This is a genomic window from Pseudomonas sp. PSKL.D1, from assembly GCF_028898945.1.
Taxonomy (GTDB): Bacteria; Pseudomonadota; Gammaproteobacteria; order Pseudomonadales; family Pseudomonadaceae; genus Aquipseudomonas.
In genome coordinates this window covers 2,208,022-2,226,110 of the sequence record NZ_CP118607.1, presented here as the reverse complement: position 1 = coordinate 2,226,110, position 18,089 = coordinate 2,208,022, and the positions used below count along the sequence as shown (strand labels likewise).

Sequence of the window (18,089 nt, the reverse complement as noted above, 5' to 3'; positions counted from 1 at the left end):
TTCTACTCGCTATGCAGGCTGGCATAAATCGACTCGGCAAGCTTTTTACTGATGCCGGGGGCTTTGGCGATTTCATCGATACTGGCGCGGTTGAGCTCTTGCAGGCCGCCGAAGTGTTTCAGCAGGTCGCGGCGGCGCTTGGGCCCTACCCCGGCAACGTCCTCCAGGCTCGACACGCGGCGCGCCTTGCCACGGCGGGCGCGGTGGCCGGTGATGGCAAAACGGTGCGCTTCATCGCGGATTTGCTGGATCAGGTGCAGCGCCGGGTTGTCGCCCTTGAGGGTGAACTCGTGGGCCACGTCATTGAGGTAGAGGGTTTCAAAACCGGCCTTGCGGGTTACCCCCTTGGCCACGCCAAGCAAGGTCAGGTCGGTGAATGCCAGTTCCTGCATCACTTCGCGGGCCATGTTCAACTGGCCCTTGCCGCCGTCCACCAGCAGCACATCGGGCAGTTTGCCTTCGCCATCCTTGATGCGCCCATAGCGGCGGGTCAGGGCCTGATGCATGGCAGCGTAATCATCGCCAGCGGTGATGCCCTCAATATTGAAACGGCGGTAATCGGATTTGATCGGGCCTTCGGGGCCAAACACCACGCAGCTGGCCACCGTGGCTTCGCCGCTGGAATGGCTGATGTCATAGCACTCCAGCCGTTGCGGCACTTCATCCAGCTCAAGCACCTGGGCCAAGGCCTCGAAGCGTGCGGCCATGTGCTGACGATTGGCCAGCCGCGCATTAAGTGCTTGCTCGGCATTGGTCACGGCCAGTTGCTGCCAACGTGCGCGCGTGCCGCGCACGCGGTGGCTGATGGTCAACTCGCGGCCTCGCAATGTGTGCACGGCTTCGCGGATGGCCTCGAAATCGTCGTGCACCACGTTGACGATCAACTCGCCCGGGAGCTCGCGCTCGGCATTACCCAGGTAGTACTGGGACAAAAACGCCGACATGACTTCGGCGACTTCTTCCTCAATCCCCACCTGCGGGAAAAAATTCTTGCTCCCCAGCACGCGCCCGCCGCGCACGCTGATCAGGTGCACGCAGGCGCCGCCGGGGTTGACGAAGGCAGCTACCACATCCACATCGCCCGAGCCGCCTTCCATGTACTGTTGGTCTTGCACGCGGCGCAGCAGGGCAATCTGGTCACGCAGCTCTGCGGCCTTTTCGAAGTTGAGGGCCATGGCTGCCGTTTCCATCTCGACGTTGAGCTCGTTACCCAACTGCTGGCTACGCCCTTCGAGGAACATCACCGAATGACGCACATCCTCTGCATACTCCGCCGCCTCCACCAGGCCCACACAGGGGCCCTTGCAACGCTTGATCTGGTATTGCAGGCACGGGCGGGTACGGTTGGCGTAATAACTGTCTTCGCACTGGCGCACGGAGAACGTCTTTTGCAGCAGGTTCAAGCTCTCGCGGATGGCGCCGGCGCTGGGATAAGGGCCAAAATACCGCCCTTTGGCTTTTTTGGCCCCCCGGTGAATCCCCAGGCGAGGGAACTCACCGTCTGACAAAAATACATACGGGTAGGATTTGTCGTCGCGTAACAGAATGTTATACGGCGGCCGCCATTCCTTGATCAGCGTCTGCTCAAGCAGCAGGGCCTCGGTTTCGTTGGCGGTAATGGTGGTTTCGACCTGCGCGATCCGCCCCACCAGCGCAGCGGTCTTCGGCGCAAGGCCCGTCTTGCGGAAGTAACTGGTCAGGCGTTTCTTGAGGTTCTTGGCCTTGCCCACGTAGAGCAGCCGCGCCTCGGCGTCGAACATTCGGTACACGCCCGGGCGACCACTGCAGGTCGCCAGGAAAGCGCTGGCATCAAAGACGTGTGACATGAATTTTTACAGGCTTGCGTCGACCATACCGTGGCGAACGGCCAGCAACGTCAGTTCGACGTCGCTGGTGACCGAGAGTTTTTCGAAAATCCGATAACGGTAAGTATTGACGGTCTTGGGGGACAGGCACAACTTGTCCGAGATGATCTGCACCTTCTGGCAACCGACAATCATCAGGGCGATCTGGATTTCCCGCTCCGACAGCGCGTCGAATGGCGAGCCCTGGGGTTGGAACGATTTAAGCGCCAGCTGCTGGGCAATCTGCGGGCTGATATAGCGCTGGCCGGCAAAAGCCAAACGGATGGCCTGCACCATCTCATCCAGGCCCGCGCCCTTGGTCAGGTAGCCTGCCGCGCCGGCCTGCATCAGCCGGGTCGGGAACGGGTCTTCTTCGCACACGGTCACCGCAACCACCTTGATGTCCGGGTGGCTGCGCAGCAGTTTGCGGGTGGCTTCAAGGCCGCCGATCCCAGGCATCTTGACGTCCATCAGCACGACATCCGGCTTGAGTTCACGGGCCAGCTTGAGTGCCGCTTCGCCCGAATCCCCTTCACCCACCACCTGCAACCCGTCGATGTCGGCCAGCATGCGGGTAATACCGGTTCGTACCAGATCGTGGTCATCGACCACTAGGACCCTAATCAAGCGGACACCTCGTCAACAGGGCGATTGGATCCCGACACCTTAACAAAAAATTTCACAGCGGACCTAGCGTAATACTTCCTTAAGAAACGTCTGACGCACTGCGCGCACTGGCGGTGATGCTTCCGGCCGGCTGCCCGCCCCCAGCACACGCCCCAGCAAATGCCAGAAGGCGGCCTGGTCTTCTGCGGGCAATCGCCGAAACGCGCCCAGTAGAGCGGTTTCATCCGAGGTCAGGCTCTCCAGTGGTGCCGGCGTGCGCTGGCCGCTCAGCACGTAGGACGCATCCACACCTTTGGCCGCCAATGCCGCCAGATAATCCACTCTCGGCGTACGCTCGCCGCTCTCATACTTCCCCTGAGCATTGGGCTCGACACCACCGATATCGCCGAATACCCGCTGGGTCATGCCCAACCGCTCACGCTCTTCCCTTAGGCGCGGACCGAGTCCTTTCATATGACGTTTCTCCTTCTTCCCTTATCGTCACTGGATACCGCTCACGTTCCTGTGAGCAGATGCAGACTGAGCGGTCACTATGCCGCCCAAGTGCTGACGCCGCAAGCCATTAGTAGGCCATCAACCAGCGATGACACGCTGCATGCGTACAAAACAACCATCGTCGCCCATCACCACAAACCCTTGACGCACATACAATTCTCGCGCCGGGTTGCTCTTGAACACCATCAATCGCAACAACGGTAACTGTCTTTCCTGCGTCCAACGCGCCAATGCCTCAAGCACCCAGCTACCGACCCCGCGCCCGCGATACTCAGGCAATAAATGCAGTTCCCGAATGAACAACGCCTGGCGATCCTGGCTCAGGCTGAAATACCCCATCAGCGTATCACCCTCAACCACCAACCACTGCTCACGCCACCCCCAGGCCTCATTGAACGCTTCTTCAATCCACAACAGGTCGAATTCACGGTAATACGGCAACATCGCCCGACGGGTCAGGTCACGGGCAAAGTCGAGCTGACGATCGGTCGCGCGCCTCAATTCAATGGCCATAGACAGCTTGCTTGCAGATCAAGGTACTCACTCACTCCCACCACCTCTCCAAAGCCTAGGCATTCCATTGACCGAGGTCACGCCCAGGTTTCGATTTGTTTCTATGCTCAGTGCCTTCGGCACCTTTGCCCCTCGCCAACCGGAGCCACCATGGCAACCCCGTCACTGGCCAGCCAGCCGCAACTGGCCCATTCCCGCCCGCAACTGTCACACAAACCCGGGCGCGTCACCCTCTTTCTGTTTTTCGCGTTGCTGATGGCCGGTGTTGCCTACACAGCCTGGAGCCTTAAACAAGATGTTGCTGCCAGCGGTACGGTGATCACGACTGCCACCCCTTTTCTGCTGCTTGGGCTGGCACTGCTGATAGCGCTGGGCTTCGAATTCGTCAACGGCTTCCACGATACCGCCAATGCCGTGGCCACGGTGATCTACACGCACTCACTGCCGGCGCCGGTGGCGGTGGTCTGGTCCGGTTTTTTCAACTTTCTGGGCGTGCTGCTCTCCAGCGGCGCGGTGGCATTCGGCATCATCGCCCTGCTGCCCGTCGAGCTGATTCTGCAGGTAGGCTCCAGCGCGGGTTTTGCAATGGTGTTCGCCCTGCTGCTGGCCGCGATCATCTGGAACCTCGGCACCTGGTGGCTGGGCTTGCCGGCCTCCTCGTCACATACCCTGATCGGCTCGATCATCGGCGTGGGCGTGGCAAACGCACTGATGCATGGCCGTGACGGCACCAGCGGCGTGGACTGGGCCCAGGCCAGCAAAGTGGGCTACGCGCTGCTGTTTTCACCGCTGATCGGCTTTGCCTGCGCGGCCTTGCTACTGCTGGCCCTGCGCGCGCTGGTCAAGAACAAAGCACTCTACCAGGCCCCGGAAGGCCGCACCCCGCCCCCTTGGTGGATCCGCGGCACGTTGATCCTGACCTGCACCGGCGTTTCCTTCGCCCACGGTTCCAACGACGGGCAAAAAGGCATGGGCCTGATCATGCTGATTCTGGTCGGCACACTGCCCATGGCTTATGCCCTGAACAAGACCATGCCCAACGAACAGGCGTTGCAGTTCTCCGCCATTGCCGAAGTGACACGCCAGGCGCTGGTACGCAGCGACCCGCACCCTGCACCCGCCGACCCTCGTCAAGCGCTGACGCTGTTCATTACCGAACCCAAGCCCAGCCCACAACTGGTGCCAGCATTGGCTGCACTCACCGGCATGATCGGTGAAGAAGTCAAAGGCTACGGCTCGCTCAAGCGCGTGCCGGCCGAAGCCATGGCCAATGTGCGCAACGACATGTACCTGACCAGCGAAGCCATTCGCCTGATCGACAAGCATCAGTTGGTGGCGCTCGATGCCGACACCCGCAGCCACGTGCAACTGTTCAAGGCCCAGCTGGACGATGCCACCCGCTACATCCCCCTTTGGGTCAAGGTTGCCGTGGCCATCGCCCTGGGCCTGGGGACCATGGTCGGCTGGCGGCGCATCGTGGTCACCGTAGGCGAAAAAATCGGCAAGACGCACCTGAGCTACGCCCAGGGCGCCTCGGCAGAGGTGGTTGCCATGTGCACCATCGGCGCGGCGGACATGTTCGGATTGCCGGTGTCGACCACCCATGTGTTGAGCTCTGGCGTGGCCGGAACCATGGTGGCCAATGGCTCGGGGGTTCAGAAGCGGACACTGATCAACTTGTTGATGGCGTGGGTACTGACATTACCAGCGGCGATGATACTGGCGGGTGGCCTTTACTGGCTTCTGAGCCAGGTTTTCTGAAACCAGCTCGCCACATCGCCGTTGTTCGACGTGAGCGTCAGCCCGGAATTTTCAGACCTCTTTGTACCGCAGGGCGCTCCAGGAAGGTGGCCAGAACACGCTGTACGTCCTTGAACTGATCGAAACCGACCAACTCACGCGCGTTGTAGCGTTCCACCAGGTTGCGCACCCAGGGGAAAATGGCGATATCGGCGATGCTGTACTCGCCCACCATCCATTCCTTGCCTTGCAGATGGCGGTCCAGCACACCCAGCAAACGCTTTGATTCGTTTACATAACGGTCCCGAGGCCGTTTGTCTTCATAGTCTTTACCGGCAAAGAAATGAAAGAAGCCTACCTGCCCGAACATTGGCCCAATGCCACCCATCTGGAACATCAGCCACTGAAGCGTCTGGTAACGAATGGCCGGGTCGGCGCTGAGCAACTGGCCGCTCTTCTCTGCCAGGTACTGCAGGATGGCGCCTGACTCGAACAGCGGCAGCGGCTGCCCGCCCGGGCCATTGGGGTCCAGAATCGCAGGGATCTTGTTGTTGGCGCTCAGGGAGATGAATTCGGGAGTCAGTTGGTCATCGGTGTCGAAGCTGACCTTGTGCGCCTCGTAAGGCATGCCGATCTCTTCCAGCATGATCGACACCTTGACCCCGTTCGGGGTTGGCAAGGAGTAAAGCTGCAGGCGCTCGGGGTGTTGCGCCGGCCATTTGCGGGTGATGGGGAATGCGCTCAGATCAGTCATGCTCGGTCCCTGCAAAAGTGGAAGCAGCCACTTTAGGGACAATGTTGCCATTTGACCATCCCGGCCAAAGGCGCGGCGTTGCACCGCGCCCTGGCAACCATCAGAAGCGCGGAGCTACTGCATCGGCGCCTTGCGAGATGACCACTTCTACACGACGGTTCAGCTGCCGCGATTGAGCATCCGCGTTGCCCGCTACCGGATACTCCTTGCCATAACCAGCACTGGCAATCCGCTCAGCCGACACGCCCTGGCGGCGCAATGCATTAGCCACCGAAGCGGCCCGGCGCTCGGACAGTTGCTGGTTGAAGGCGTCGCCGCCGGTGGAGTCGGTAAAGCCTTCCACCAGCACCTTGCGTTCCGGGTTGGCGCGCAGGTACTCGGCCAACTGCTGGATATTGCGCTGGCTGCCTCCACGCAACTCGGCACGACCGGTGTCGAACAGCACATCACCAAAAGTAACCACTGTGCCGCGTTCGGTCTGCTTGGCCTTGAGTGCCTGCAGCGCCTTCAGTTGCGCGGTGCGAACGTCCAGGCGGGCCTGGGTGCGCTGCGCCTCGATACCCTGCAGGCCGACTTCCGCCTGGCGCAGCAGAATGGTCTGTTCGGCGGTTTCGATTTTGCGATGGGCCAGATAGGCGAGGTGCTCGACTTCAGGAGCCTTGCGATTTTTCAGCGATTGCGCTTCAGCCTTGGTCAGCGCCACGCTGGCTTCCTGGGTTTCCAGGGCAGCTATACGGCTGGAGGCCGGCTTGCCCTGCAACTGCGTGAACGCCTCACGCGCTTCCAGCAGCTTGGCGTTTTCAGGTGTCGTGCTGCAGCCGGCCAGCACCAGTGCCAGCAGTGACACTGCAGGCAACAGATTGATCTTGGACATGTTCGCTACCTTTATTGAGTGATATCGGCCGGGGTGCCCTGCGGCGCTTCAAGCATCTCTTGCTTGAGCACATCGATGCCTTTGCGCGCATTTTCCAGTTGCTCCTGGTTCTTGCTCGCCAGTGCCTTGCGCTCGGCAAGGCGGGCATCGGCCTCGGCCAGTTCAGCCAGGTCGCGAACGGTCTCGAGGTCCTGCTGGCCCAGTGCGCGGTCCATGGCGCTGAGTTTGTCCTGCGCTGCGCGCATCTCCACCGGTGCGTACTGCGTGGCATCGGCAGACACCGCCCGGTTGACGGCGCTGCGGGTCAACTCGATCTGCTCGCTGGGGACGATGGCGCTGGCGCAACCGCCCAGCAGCATCAAGAACCCGGCAGCTGGCAACGCTTTGGAAATGAATCTGGCACGCATGAAGGATCTCCTTGTATGCGCCTGCGACACGTTGGGCACGCGGCATTCGCCGTGGCCGGAGTGTCATTGCAGAAGGTTGGAATGGGTCCAGAATGCTCGCAAAAGCCCCAGCCGCGTCAGCAGGGCGGGTTAGGGAGGAGCGTGAAGGGAGTAACAATGAACATTCTGGGCGTCTTGTAGTGAAAACGCGGCCAGACTATTCCGAAAAGCGAGTCGCCCCTATAAGGCATATTCCCCAAGCACTGCGGGAAATTTCAACAGCTGGTGGGCCTTACGATCATGTTCAGCCCAGGCCGTGGGCCTTGAGCTTCAGTTTTTCAGTGTCTACCCGGACGAACACCGAATCAGCGCTGACGGTCAGTACATCACCGGCCCACACCTCGCACAGCACACGGGTTTTGCGACCGACCTCACCTTCAACGCGCGCCTTGAGCAGCAACTCGACACCCATGGGCGTTGGCTTGAGGTAGTTCAGGCCGAGGCTGCCGGTAACGCAATCGATGCGCGGCAAGCTGCCCGCCTCGCGCCCCTCTGCGCGGTAGTGGTAGGCCATGGCCGTCCAGTTGGAATGGCAGTCGACCAGCATCGCCAGCAAGCCGCCGTAAACCAGGCCGGGCCAACCGATGAATGTGCTGTCGGGGGAGTGCCGGCTCAGCAGGTGGATGCCGTCAGCGTCCCAGTGGCTTTCAATGTGCAGGCCGCCGGGGTGCGAGCAGCCGCAGCCGTAGCAGGTGCCGTCAGGCGCGGCCAGCGCCTGCAGCGAGAGTGCTTGTGGGTTCATACGCTTCCTGTACTTGTTGGAATGGAAGGGATGCAAGCCTCGATATTACCGCCAAATGCAAAAGGGGCGCATCACGCGCCCCTCATTGCTTATGCCGTTTGCGCAACCGCTCGGCCGCGCCGCTGGGTAAGCGCCACCAGCAGGATGAACAGCGTCACGCCTGCGGTCATCAAGGTTTCATAGCGGTAAGCGTCGCTGAACAGCATATAGCCCAACACCATCACGATCGTGCCGATTACCAGCCAGGTCAGCCACGGGAACAGCCACATCTTCAGCTCCAGCGGCCGCCCTTCACGCTCGGCGCGCGCACGCATGCGCAGCTGGGACACGGCGATCACCAGGTACACCAGCAAGGCGATTGCCCCCGTGGTGGACAGCAGGAACCCAAATACCTTGCCGGGGAACACGTAGTTGACGAAACAACCGGCAAAGCCTGCCAACGTCGACAGGATGACCGCCACGGTCGGCACGCCAGCGCCGGAAATACGTTTGGTCATGCTCAGCGCCTGGCCGCGTGCACCCAGGGAGTACAGCATGCGCGAGGCCGTATAAAGGCCGGAGTTCATGCAGCTGGTCACCGCCACCAGCACCACCAGGTCAACCACCAGCTTGGCACCCGGCACATTCAGCACCTCCAGCACCCGCTGGAACGAGCCCACTGCCTTTAGCGCCGGGTCGTTCCATGCCACCAGCGACACCACCAGGAAGATCGATGCCAGGTAGAAAATCGCGATGCGGTACACCACCAGGTTGGTGGCGCGGCGGATCTTGTCCTTGGGGTTGGCCGTTTCATCGGCGGCAATGGTCACGATCTCGGCCCCGAAGAACGAGAAGATGGTGATCAGCACCCCGCCCAGCACCGTGCCAAAGCCATTGGGCATGAAGCCGCCGTTTTCCCACAAGCGGCTGACGCCAGACACCTCGGCCAACGGCCAGAAACCGAATACGGCCAGGCTGCAGACTACGATGAAGGCAATGATCGCCAGCACTTTGACCAAAGCGAACCAGTACTCGAACGCGCCAAAGTTCTTCACGCTGATCAGGTTGGTGCCCGACAGCACGACCATGATCAGGAACGCGAACAGCCACGACGGCACCGCGGGGAAGTACGCATGCAGGATGTCTGCCCCGGCAATAGCCTCCACCGGAATGATCAATACCCAGAACCACCAGTACAGCCAGCCGATGGTAAAGCCCGCCCAAGGGCCGATCGCTTCAGAGGCATAGGTGGAGAACGACCCGCTGTTGGGGTTGGCGATGGCCATTTCCCCGAGCATGCGCATTACCAGCAGCACCAGCAGGCCGGTCATGGCGTAGGAGATGAGAATGGCCGGGCCGGCCGTGGCGATGGCATTGGACGAGCCGATGAACAGGCCCGCGCCGATGATGCCGGCAATGGAAATCATGGACACCTGACGGGAAGTCAGGCCGTGCTGCAAGGAACGCTGTTTCTTGTTGTGTTGCGAAACCATGGGGAACCCTCGAATGGGTCGGCCGCCGCACTGACGGCTGAAAGTCGGAGCAGAATTCGTGTAGGTCGTATTGCTCTTTGTTGTTGTTTTGAAGTTGCCGGCCTTGCACTTCCCTCCTCTTCGCAGCACCGGTTGTAATCGTTGATCCAGGCCAGTATTAATCTATAGGCCCGGGTCAACAAACGACCTTTTCGAAGCACATAATTCCATTACGGAATGAACTCCTGACTTTTTTGCTCGGTACGCGCCGCCATGTCCAAACGCCTGATGCCCTCCACCACCGCCCTGCAATGCTTCGAAGCGGCAGCCCGTCACCTGAGTTTTACCCGCGCGGCGCAAGAGCTGCACCTGACCCAAAGCGCCGTCAGCAAACAGGTGGCACAGCTTGAAGACATGCTCTCGCACTCACTGTTTCAGCGTATTCGCCGGCGCCTGCACCTGACCCCGGCCGGTGCGCTGTACCTGACCGAAGTGAACAAGATCCTCACCCAGATCGACATCTCCAGCCGCTACATCCTCAGTTACGGGGATGAAACCGAGGTGCTGCGCATCGCTACCCAGCCCACCTTCGGCGCGCGCTGGCTGGTGCCCAGGCTCAAGGGTTTCGGCGACCGCCACCCACGCATTCACCTGGACATCCGCAACGAGCTGGAACCGTTCGACCTGGTGCAGGCCAAGGCCGATATCGCATTCTTCTTTGGCCAGGGCACCTGGCCCGGCGCCACCTGCATCGAGCTGTTCAGCGAGGAAGTGGTGCCGGTGTGTGCACCCCAGTTGCTGGCCGCACACCCGTTCGACAACGCCCAGGCACTGACCGAACATCGCCTGCTGCAATGCGCGTCACGGCCAGAGGCCTGGCATGAGTGGTTTCTGGGCCTGGGGCTGCACAGCCAGAACAGCTACCACGGGCCGCGCTTCGACACGTTCTACCTGTGCATTCGGGCGGCCATTGCCGGGTGCGGCATCGCCCTGATTCCGCGTTACCTGGTGGCCGAAGAACTGAGCGAGGGCAAGCTGGTGGTGGCCTGGGACCACCCGGTGGCGAGCAATGGCCGACATTTCATTGCCCATGCCGAACATGCCGCACAGGTGCCGAAGGTGCGGGCTTTCGTGCAGTGGATTCAGGAGCGGATTGCCGAGGGTGATTAAGGCCAGCCACCAACTTCAGGAATACAGGGAATGATCGCAATCAAATAATTCGTTTGCGCAATAACGGCCAGGCACGCTTCGATATTAAAAACATGAACAAGGTCCGCGTGCCCCATGAACCTGGAAAGTATCAGCCAATCCATCGCCATCGTTCACCCGATTACACTTTCCCATGGCCGCAATGCCGAAGTCTGGGATACCGATGGCAAACGTTACATCGACTTCGTGGGCGGTATCGGCGTGCTCAATCTGGGCCACTGCAACCCCGCCGTGGTGGAGGCCATCCAGGCCCAGGCCACACGCCTGACCCACTACACGTTCAATGCCGCGCCCCATGGGCCTTACCTGAGCCTGATGGCGCAGTTGTGCCAGTTCGTGCCACTGAGCTACCCGCCGGCCGGCATGCTCACCAACAGCGGCGCCGAAGCTGCGGAAAACGCACTCAAAGTGGCCCGGGGCGCTACCGGCAAACGGGCGATCATTGCGTTTGACGGGGCCTTTCACGGCCGTACCCTGGCCACCCTCAACCTCAACGGCAAAGTCGCCCCGTACAAGCAACGGGTTGGCGAACTGCCGGGGCCGGTCTACCACCTGCCGTACCCCAGTGCCGATACGGGCGTCAGCTGCGAACAGGCACTCAAGGCCATGGAGCGGCTGTTCAGCGTTGAACTGGCCGTGGAAGACGTGGCAGCGTTCATCCTTGAACCCGTGCAGGGCGAAGGCGGCTTCCTCGCCCTGGACCCAGGCTTCGCCCAGGCACTGCGCCGCTTCTGCGATGAACATGGCATCCTGATCATCATCGACGAAATCCAGTCTGGTTTTGGCCGCACGGGCCAGCGCTTCGGCTTCCCGCGCCTGGGCATCGAGCCAGACCTGTTGCTGCTGGGCAAGAGCATTGCCGGCGGCATGCCGCTGGGGGCGCTGGTCGGGCGCAAGGGCTTGATGGCAGCGCTGCCCAAAGGTGGCCTGGGCGGTACGTACTCAGGCAACCCCATTGCCTGCGCGGCGGCCCTGGCCAGCCTTGCCCAGATGACCGACGAACATATCGCCACCTGGGGCGAGCAGCAGGCTCAGGCCATCACCGAGCGCTTTGCGCGCTGGAAGGCCAGCTACCCGTTTGTAGGACGCCTGACCGGCGTGGGTGCCATGCGCGGCATCGAACTTGTGAATGCCGATGGCAGCCCGGCGCCTGCATTGCTGGCCAACGTGCTGGACGCCGCCCGGGCCAAAGGGCTGCTATTGATGCCCAGTGGCAAGGCGCGTCACATCATTCGCCTGCTGGCACCGTTGACCATTGAACCTGAAGTGCTCGAAGAAGGCCTGGCCATCCTCGAGCAGTGCCTGGCGGAAGTTGGCTGAGGCTTACAGGCCCAGCTCTTCAGGCGTGAGCATGTCGGACTCGAAGGCGATCCAGCCTCCTTCCAGTTCGGCATGGCCGTTGACGATCGGGCCGTAGTAGGTCAGGCCGTTCTCCAGCGTGACGCAGATATGCGTTGCCGTTTTTTCAGGCGCCGCGAGCGTACCGACGAAATGCACCTTTTTCAGCGTTTCGGTCACCGCTTCAAGGCCGACGCGCATGCCCGGGTTCTCCGAAGCTTCGGTGTCACCGCCGCGGTCTTCGGCGCTGACGGTGACGGTGGCGGTGTACGGGTACTTGGTGCTCAAGCGGGGTTACCTCAAAAGGGGGTTGGGCATTAAAGGCGCGTAGAGTACGGCAGGCAGCTTCTGTTGTCTCTACCGGCCTCTTCGCGGGTAAACCCGCTCCCACAGGTAAGGCGCGACTTCAAGGCCGGTGCACTACCTGTGGGAGCGGGTTTACCCGCGAAGAGGCCGGGCCTGCAAAAGGCGCCCCAATCTGTTAGGGTGCCCGCCGATGCACGCCACACCACACGAGGACACCCAGTGAGCGCCGAAGAACCCCTGATCGCCGACCTGTTCGAAGTCGACAAACGCCTGGCCCTCAAGCCCGTGGTGGACTTCAACACCTACTTGCGCAATGCCTTTGGCGAAGGCCCGTGCCGCTGCCACCGCTGTGCCGAGGGCGCCGACGAAAGCACCTACAGCCACGCGCACAATTTTGCCTTCGAGGGCCGCCCGCACCACCGCCGTTTCGCCAGCACTGCCGGCAGCGATGTGGCTCAGGTACTGAAAAAAGCCTGGCTTTCGTATACCAAGGCCGACCTGAACCTGATCGGCGCTCTGGACCTGGCCACCCTCAAGACCTTCACTGAATCAACCCTGCACGGCCGCCTGCTGGCCCTGCTGCCCGCCAGCGGCCTGGCCCGCGAAGTGGACGGCCAATGGATGCTGCAAGCCCAGGCCGACTGACGGCCCGGCGGCGAAGCAGGATTTTCCCGGTCTGCTACCGTGGGAGAATCCGCCCCGCCGCAGGGAGTCCGTCATGGCCCGTACAACGCCCATCGAGCTGTACCGCAACATCGGCATCGTCGCTCACGTGGATGCTGGCAAAACCACCACCACCGAACGGATCCTGTTCTACACCGGGGTCAACCACAAGATGGGCGAGGTGCACGACGGCGCCGCGACCATGGACTGGATGGCCCAGGAACAGGAGCGCGGCATCACCATCACCTCGGCGGCCACCACGGCCTTCTGGCAAGGCTCGACCAAGCAGTTTGCCGACAAGTACCGTTTCAACATCATTGATACGCCCGGGCACGTGGACTTCACCATCGAGGTGGAGCGCTCGCTGCGCGTACTTGATGGCGCGGTGGTGGTTTTCAGTGGTGCCGACGGGGTGGAGCCACAGTCTGAAACCGTGTGGCGCCAGGCCAACAAGTACCACGTGCCGCGGCTGGCCTACATCAACAAGATGGACCGCCAGGGTGCCGACTTCCTGCGGGTGGTCAAGCAGATCGATCAGCGCCTGGGCCACCACCCGGTGCCCATTCAGCTGGCCATAGGCAGTGAAGAGAACTTCATCGGCCAGATCGACCTGGTAAAGATGAAAGCCATTTACTGGAACGAAGGCGACCAGGGCACCAGTTACCGAGAAGAAGACATTCCCGCCGAACTCCAGGCCCTGGCTGATGAATGGCGTGCGCATATGGTGGAAGCTGCTGCTGAAGCCAACGACGAACTCACCCTGAAGTTTCTCGAAGGCGAAGAGCTGAGCATCGACGAAATCAAGGCCGCCTTGCGCCAGCGCACCATCGCCAACGAAATCGTACCGACCATTCTCGGTTCCTCATTCAAGAACAAAGGCGTTCCGCTGATGCTGGATGCCGTGATCGACTACCTGCCCGCCCCCTCGGAAATCCCGTCCATCAAGGGCACCGACCCCGACGACGAAGACAAGCACCTGGAACGCCACGCAGACGACCACGAGCCGTTTTCTGCCCTGGCCTTCAAGATCGCCACCGACCCCTTCGTCGGCACCCTGACCTTCGCCCGCGTGTATTCCGGCGTGCTCAGCTCCGGCAACGCGGTACTCAACTCGGTCAAGGGCAAGAAAGAACGCATTGGCCGCATGGTGCAGATGCACGCCAACCAACGTGCCGAAATCAAAGACGTGTGCGCCGGCGACATCGCCGCGCTCATCGGCATGAAGGATGTGACCACCGGCGATACCCTGTGCGACATCGACAAACCGATCATCCTCGAACGCATGGACTTCCCTGACCCGGTGATTTCCGTGGCGGTGGAGCCGAAAACCAAAGGCGACCAGGAGAAAATGGGCATCGCCCTGGGCAAGCTGGCCCAGGAAGACCCCTCGTTCCGGGTCAAGACCGACGAAGAAACAGGCCAGACCATCATTTCCGGCATGGGCGAGTTGCACCTGGACATCATCGTCGACCGCATGCGCCGTGAATTCAACGTCGAGGCCAACATCGGCAAGCCACAGGTGGCGTACCGCGAGAAGATTCGCAACACCTGCGAAATCGAAGGCCGCTTCGTCCGTCAATCTGGCGGGCGCGGCCAGTATGGCCATTGCTGGATCCGCTTCGCGCCGGGCGACGAGGGCAAGGAAGGGTTGGAGTTCGTCAACGAAATCGTCGGCGGCGTGGTGCCCCGGGAATACATCCCCGCGATCCAGAAAGGCATCGAAGAGCAGATGAAGAACGGTGTGCTGGCTGGCTACCCGCTGATCAACTTGAAAGCAGCGGTGTTCGATGGCTCGTACCACGATGTCGACTCGAACGAAATGGCCTACAAGATTGCCGCCTCCATGGCCACCAAGCAGCTTTCGCAAAAAGGTGGCGCGGTGCTGCTGGAGCCGGTGATGAAGGTCGAGGTGGTCACGCCCGAAGAGTATCAAGGCGACATTCTGGGTGACCTGAGCCGACGCCGCGGGATGATCCAGGATGGCGACGAGACACCGGCCGGCAAGGTCATCCGTGCCGAGGTGCCGCTGGGCGAGATGTTTGGCTATGCCACCTCGATGCGCTCCATGACCCAGGGGCGAGCCAGCTTTTCGATGGAGTTCACCAAGTATGCCGAGGCACCGGCGAGCATTGCAGATGGCATCGTGAAGAAGAATCGGGGGGAATAGCTGGTGACAGTGCCGGCCGCATCGCGGATAAATCCGCTCCTACACTATTCCTGTAGGAGCGGATTTATCCGCGATGCGGCCAGCACTGTAACCGGCTATTCTTCGCCCGCCCGCTTCAACAGCTTCTTGCACCGCTCCGACAAATGCACCACCCGCAGGTGCTTACCCGCCTTCGCATACCGCTCACGCAACGTCTTCAACGCCGCAATCGCCGAATAATCGACAAAGCTCAAATGCTGGCAATCCAGCGTCACCTTGGCCGGATCATTGGCCGGGTCGAACTGGTTGAGAAACGGCGTGGTCGAGGCAAAGAACAATGTGCCATGCACCTGGTAATGCTTGGCCCCCTCGCCGTCTTCATGGCTGTCGGCATACAACTCGCGCGCATGCTGCCAGGCAAAGTTCACCGCCGCGATCACAATGCCGAACAGCACCGCCGTGGCCAGGTCGGTGAACACCGTCACCACCGTCACGGCAATGATCGCCAGCACATCACTGACCGGCACCTTGTGCAACACACGCAACGAGGCCCAGGCAAAGGTTTGCTGGGCAACCACGAACATCACGCCCACCAGCGCCGCCAGCGGGATCTGCTCGATCAGCGGCGACAGGAACAGGATGAACAACAGAATCATCACCCCGGCCACCACGCCCGACAGCCGGCCACGACCATTGGAGCTGAGGTTGATCACCGTCTGCCCGATCATCGCGCAGCCGCCCATGCCGCCGCACAGGCCCGACACCATGTTGGCCGCGCCCAGCGCCACGCACTCGCGGTCAGGGTAGCCACGGCTTTCGGTGATTTCGTCGGTCAGGTTGAGGGTCAGCAGGGTTTCCAGCAGGCCCACCATGGCCATCAGCACCGCATAAGGCGCGATGATTTTCAGGGTTTCCAGATTCCATGGCACATCCGGCCAGGCCAACGTCGGCAGGCCACCGGCGATGTGCGCCATGTCGCCCAAGGTACGGGTTGGCAGGTCGAGCAGGTACACCAGCAAACCAACCCCCAGGATGGCCACCAACGCAGGTGGCACCCCGCGGGTCAGCTTCGGCAGCACGTAAACCACCAGCATCGTCAATGCCACCAGGCCGACCATCAGGTACAGCGGCGCGCCGCTGAGCCAGTGCTCTCCTTCCTTGAAATGCTCAAGCTGAGCCATGGCAATGACAATGGCCAAGCCGTTCACAAAGCCGAGCATCACCGGGTAAGGCACCAATCGCACCAGTTTGCCCAGGCGCAGCACGCCGAACAGGATCATCACCACCCCGCCGAGCAGCACCGTGGCCAGTAAATACTGCGCGCCGTGCTGCACCACCAGGGCGACGATCACTACCGCCATGGAGCCGGCAGCGCCGGAAATCATCCCGGGGCGGCCACCAAACAGCGCGGTGAGGGTACAGATGATGAACGCGCCATACAGGCCCATCAGCGGGTTTAGGTGGGCTACCAGGGCAAAGGCGATGCACTCGGGCACCAAAGCAAATGAAGTGGTCAGGCCGGCGAGCACGTCGGCGCGAAGTCGAGCGGGTTTCATGGGCATCCTGTAGGGAAGTCCAAATGGACAATTCAATGAGTCAAAGGCCGCGATGTTACGGGCTTTGTCCAGCAGCAGCCACCTTCGGCTGGTGGCATCGCATAACCTGTGACTCACACCCGGCAGAAACCTGACAAATTTGCCATCATGATCATTCCACCCGCGGAGATCATGGACATGCCGCTACGCCCCCTTTTCGCCTCCCTGCTGCTGGCCACCAGCCTGCTTGCCCAGGCCGCCACCGAAGTGGTGCCGCTGCAGCACCGCAGCAGCGCCGAGCTGTTGCCCGCCGCCCAGTCCTTCATCGGCAAGGATGGCACTGTCAGCGCCTTCGAGAACAAACTGATCGTCAACGCCAGCCCCGAGCGCATCGATGACCTGCGCACCCTGCTGCAACAGCTCGATACCGCCCCCAAACGCCTGCTGATCAGCGTCGACAACAATGACAGCAACTTCCAGGACAACCGTGGTAACGGGCGCGTGATTCATTACGGCACCAGCAACCGCGAAGGCGGCATGCAGCAGATCCAGGCCAGCGAGGGCCAGCCGGCACTGATCCAGATCGGCCAGAGCATCCCGATCACCAGCACCAGCACCGACGGCTACGGGCGCATCCAGAGCGATACCGAATACCGCAATGTCACCCAGGGTTTCTACGTCACGCCCAGCCTCAGCGGCGAGACGGTTCGGCTGCAAATAAGCACCAATAATGACCGAATGAGCCAGGAACGTGCCGATGTAGTGAAAGTGCAAAGCACCGACACAACCATCACCGGCAGGCTCGGGGAATGGATCACCCTGGCTGGCTACAACCAGCAGAGCCAAGCCGACCGCGACCCGTCAAGCCGTACTTACAGCACCCAACGGGGTGAAAACATGACTTTGCGGGTAAAAGTCGACCTTCTGGACTAAACCCAGGCAATTCAAGGCCTCGACCCAAGGCCTTGAAACTGACCGCCAAGTCGCATTAGACCAAAGATGTAGTAAGGAAGAAAAAGCACTACAAAACATTTGACAGGCACTTTTTCCCAAGGGCATGATGGCCTCGCTCCCGCTAATCAGGGGCCCTGGCAAGGGCCTTCGAGGTGCACGCCTACCACCCTTGGAGGCACCTCGTGTCTATACGGCCCACAAGGCGGTTCGACGGGATTGCGACTGCAACGAAGAAGTTGTCCCGAGGGACGGAAGCGCATCACCGCAGTACTGGCAATCGCGTAGCACCGCAGCAAGGCAACCACGAGCCGACCTGCCGGAGCCACCTTGCGCCTGGCCTGCACCTCCTTCCCCCTTCGAGCCTTCGCGTTCGCCGCCGCACTCCCCCGAACAGGACAGCCGCCAGGCCCCCTGATCTGCTCCGAGCATCAGCACAATTACCCCAAGATCGA

General features: G+C 61.3%; 17 protein-coding genes. 6 read left to right on the top strand and 11 right to left on the bottom strand.

Annotation, left to right across the window (positions count from 1 at the left end):
• Positions 1–2: 2 nt before the first annotated feature.
• From uvrC to PVV54_RS09970, 4 genes are all read right to left on the bottom strand, one after another.
• Complete coding sequence (gene uvrC / locus PVV54_RS09985; protein ID WP_274909762.1) at positions 3–1,826, bottom strand: excinuclease ABC subunit UvrC; 1,824 nt, start codon at positions 1,824–1,826, stop codon at positions 3–5.
• A gap of 6 nt (positions 1,827–1,832) precedes the next feature.
• The gene (gene gacA, locus PVV54_RS09980) at positions 1,833–2,471 is read right to left on the bottom strand and encodes a response regulator transcription factor GacA (protein ID WP_274909761.1); all 639 of its coding nucleotides are present in this window, start codon (positions 2,469–2,471) and stop codon (positions 1,833–1,835) included.
• 63 nt (positions 2,472–2,534) lie between these two features.
• Positions 2,535–2,924: a helix-turn-helix domain-containing protein gene (locus PVV54_RS09975; RefSeq protein ID WP_274909760.1), complete on the bottom strand. Its 390-nt coding sequence runs from the start codon at positions 2,922–2,924 to the stop codon at positions 2,535–2,537.
• A 120-nt stretch (positions 2,925–3,044) separates the two neighbouring features.
• Positions 3,045–3,479 carry a GNAT family N-acetyltransferase gene (locus PVV54_RS09970; protein ID WP_274909759.1) on the bottom strand — a complete coding sequence of 145 codons (435 nt, stop codon included), beginning with the start codon at positions 3,477–3,479 and terminating at the stop codon, positions 3,045–3,047.
• Positions 3,480–3,629: 150 nt separating this feature from the next.
• Between PVV54_RS09970 and PVV54_RS09965 the strand changes: the two genes are divergently transcribed.
• Positions 3,630–5,240: an inorganic phosphate transporter gene (locus tag PVV54_RS09965; RefSeq protein WP_274909758.1), complete on the top strand. Its 1,611-nt coding sequence runs from the start codon at positions 3,630–3,632 to the stop codon at positions 5,238–5,240.
• A gap of 37 nt (positions 5,241–5,277) precedes the next feature.
• Here PVV54_RS09965 and PVV54_RS09960 read toward each other — a convergent pair whose 3' ends face one another.
• The 5 genes from PVV54_RS09960 to PVV54_RS09940 form a co-directional block, all read right to left on the bottom strand.
• Positions 5,278–5,973, bottom strand: a complete 696-nt coding sequence (locus tag PVV54_RS09960) for a glutathione S-transferase N-terminal domain-containing protein (RefSeq protein WP_274909757.1) — start codon at positions 5,971–5,973, stop codon at positions 5,278–5,280.
• A gap of 100 nt (positions 5,974–6,073) precedes the next feature.
• Entirely contained in the window at positions 6,074–6,847 is a 774-nt protein-coding gene (locus PVV54_RS09955) for an OmpA family protein (protein ID WP_274909756.1), read from the bottom strand.
• 11 nt (positions 6,848–6,858) lie between these two features.
• Positions 6,859–7,254, bottom strand: a complete 396-nt coding sequence (locus PVV54_RS09950; RefSeq protein ID WP_274909755.1) for a DUF4398 domain-containing protein — start codon at positions 7,252–7,254, stop codon at positions 6,859–6,861.
• Between the two features lie 283 nt (positions 7,255–7,537).
• On the bottom strand, positions 7,538–8,035 hold the full coding sequence (locus PVV54_RS09945; RefSeq protein WP_274909754.1) for a PaaI family thioesterase: 498 nt from the start codon (positions 8,033–8,035) through the stop codon (positions 7,538–7,540).
• An 89-nt stretch (positions 8,036–8,124) separates the two neighbouring features.
• The gene (locus PVV54_RS09940; protein WP_274909753.1) at positions 8,125–9,507 is read right to left on the bottom strand and encodes an amino acid permease; all 1,383 of its coding nucleotides are present in this window, start codon (positions 9,505–9,507) and stop codon (positions 8,125–8,127) included.
• Positions 9,508–9,759: 252 nt separating this feature from the next.
• On the opposite strand from PVV54_RS09940, the gene gcvA reads away from it, so the two are divergent.
• Positions 9,760–10,656: a transcriptional regulator GcvA gene (gene gcvA / locus PVV54_RS09935; RefSeq protein ID WP_274909752.1), complete on the top strand. Its 897-nt coding sequence runs from the start codon at positions 9,760–9,762 to the stop codon at positions 10,654–10,656.
• Positions 10,657–10,770: 114 nt separating this feature from the next.
• Positions 10,771–12,015, top strand: a complete 1,245-nt coding sequence (locus PVV54_RS09930; protein ID WP_274909751.1) for a 2-aminoadipate transaminase — start codon at positions 10,771–10,773, stop codon at positions 12,013–12,015.
• A 3-nt stretch (positions 12,016–12,018) separates the two neighbouring features.
• Here PVV54_RS09930 and PVV54_RS09925 read toward each other — a convergent pair whose 3' ends face one another.
• Positions 12,019–12,321, bottom strand: a complete 303-nt coding sequence (locus PVV54_RS09925; protein WP_274909750.1) for a hypothetical protein — start codon at positions 12,319–12,321, stop codon at positions 12,019–12,021.
• Between the two features lie 237 nt (positions 12,322–12,558).
• Here PVV54_RS09925 and PVV54_RS09920 point away from each other — a divergent pair, with 237 nt between their 5' ends.
• On the top strand, positions 12,559–12,984 hold the full coding sequence (locus PVV54_RS09920; protein WP_274909749.1) for a hypothetical protein: 426 nt from the start codon (positions 12,559–12,561) through the stop codon (positions 12,982–12,984).
• Between the two features lie 73 nt (positions 12,985–13,057).
• Complete coding sequence (gene fusA / locus PVV54_RS09915) at positions 13,058–15,169, top strand: elongation factor G (protein WP_274909748.1); 2,112 nt, start codon at positions 13,058–13,060, stop codon at positions 15,167–15,169.
• A 95-nt stretch (positions 15,170–15,264) separates the two neighbouring features.
• On the opposite strand, the gene PVV54_RS09910 is transcribed toward fusA, so the two are convergent.
• The gene (locus PVV54_RS09910) at positions 15,265–16,704 is read right to left on the bottom strand and encodes a SulP family inorganic anion transporter (RefSeq protein ID WP_274909747.1); all 1,440 of its coding nucleotides are present in this window, start codon (positions 16,702–16,704) and stop codon (positions 15,265–15,267) included.
• A gap of 147 nt (positions 16,705–16,851) precedes the next feature.
• Between PVV54_RS09910 and PVV54_RS09905 the strand changes: the two genes are divergently transcribed.
• On the top strand, positions 16,852–17,616 hold the full coding sequence (locus PVV54_RS09905; protein WP_274909746.1) for a secretin N-terminal domain-containing protein: 765 nt from the start codon (positions 16,852–16,854) through the stop codon (positions 17,614–17,616).
• The last annotated feature ends 473 nt before the right edge of the window (positions 17,617–18,089 follow it).

Excerpts from the sequence above, each read along its gene's own strand:
- uvrC (WP_274909762.1), bottom strand. The coding sequence starts at position 1,826 with ATGTCACACGTCTTTGATGCCAGCGCTTTCCTGGCGACCTGCAGTGGT.
- PVV54_RS09975 (WP_274909760.1), bottom strand. The coding sequence starts at position 2,924 with ATGAAAGGACTCGGTCCGCGCCTAAGGGAAGAGCGTGAGCGGTTGGGC.
- PVV54_RS09970 (WP_274909759.1), bottom strand. The coding sequence starts at position 3,479 with ATGGCCATTGAATTGAGGCGCGCGACCGATCGTCAGCTCGACTTTGCC.
- PVV54_RS09965 (WP_274909758.1), top strand. The coding sequence starts at position 3,630 with ATGGCAACCCCGTCACTGGCCAGCCAGCCGCAACTGGCCCATTCCCGC.
- PVV54_RS09960 (WP_274909757.1), bottom strand. The coding sequence starts at position 5,973 with ATGACTGATCTGAGCGCATTCCCCATCACCCGCAAATGGCCGGCGCAA.
- PVV54_RS09955 (WP_274909756.1), bottom strand. The coding sequence starts at position 6,847 with ATGTCCAAGATCAATCTGTTGCCTGCAGTGTCACTGCTGGCACTGGTG.
- PVV54_RS09950 (WP_274909755.1), bottom strand. The coding sequence starts at position 7,254 with ATGCGTGCCAGATTCATTTCCAAAGCGTTGCCAGCTGCCGGGTTCTTG.
- PVV54_RS09945 (WP_274909754.1), bottom strand. The coding sequence starts at position 8,035 with ATGAACCCACAAGCACTCTCGCTGCAGGCGCTGGCCGCGCCTGACGGC.
- PVV54_RS09940 (WP_274909753.1), bottom strand. The coding sequence starts at position 9,507 with ATGGTTTCGCAACACAACAAGAAACAGCGTTCCTTGCAGCACGGCCTG.
- gcvA (WP_274909752.1), top strand. The coding sequence starts at position 9,760 with ATGTCCAAACGCCTGATGCCCTCCACCACCGCCCTGCAATGCTTCGAA.
- PVV54_RS09930 (WP_274909751.1), top strand. The coding sequence starts at position 10,771 with ATGAACCTGGAAAGTATCAGCCAATCCATCGCCATCGTTCACCCGATT.
- fusA (WP_274909748.1), top strand. The coding sequence starts at position 13,058 with ATGGCCCGTACAACGCCCATCGAGCTGTACCGCAACATCGGCATCGTC.
- PVV54_RS09910 (WP_274909747.1), bottom strand. The coding sequence starts at position 16,704 with ATGAAACCCGCTCGACTTCGCGCCGACGTGCTCGCCGGCCTGACCACT.
- PVV54_RS09905 (WP_274909746.1), top strand. The coding sequence starts at position 16,852 with ATGATCATTCCACCCGCGGAGATCATGGACATGCCGCTACGCCCCCTT.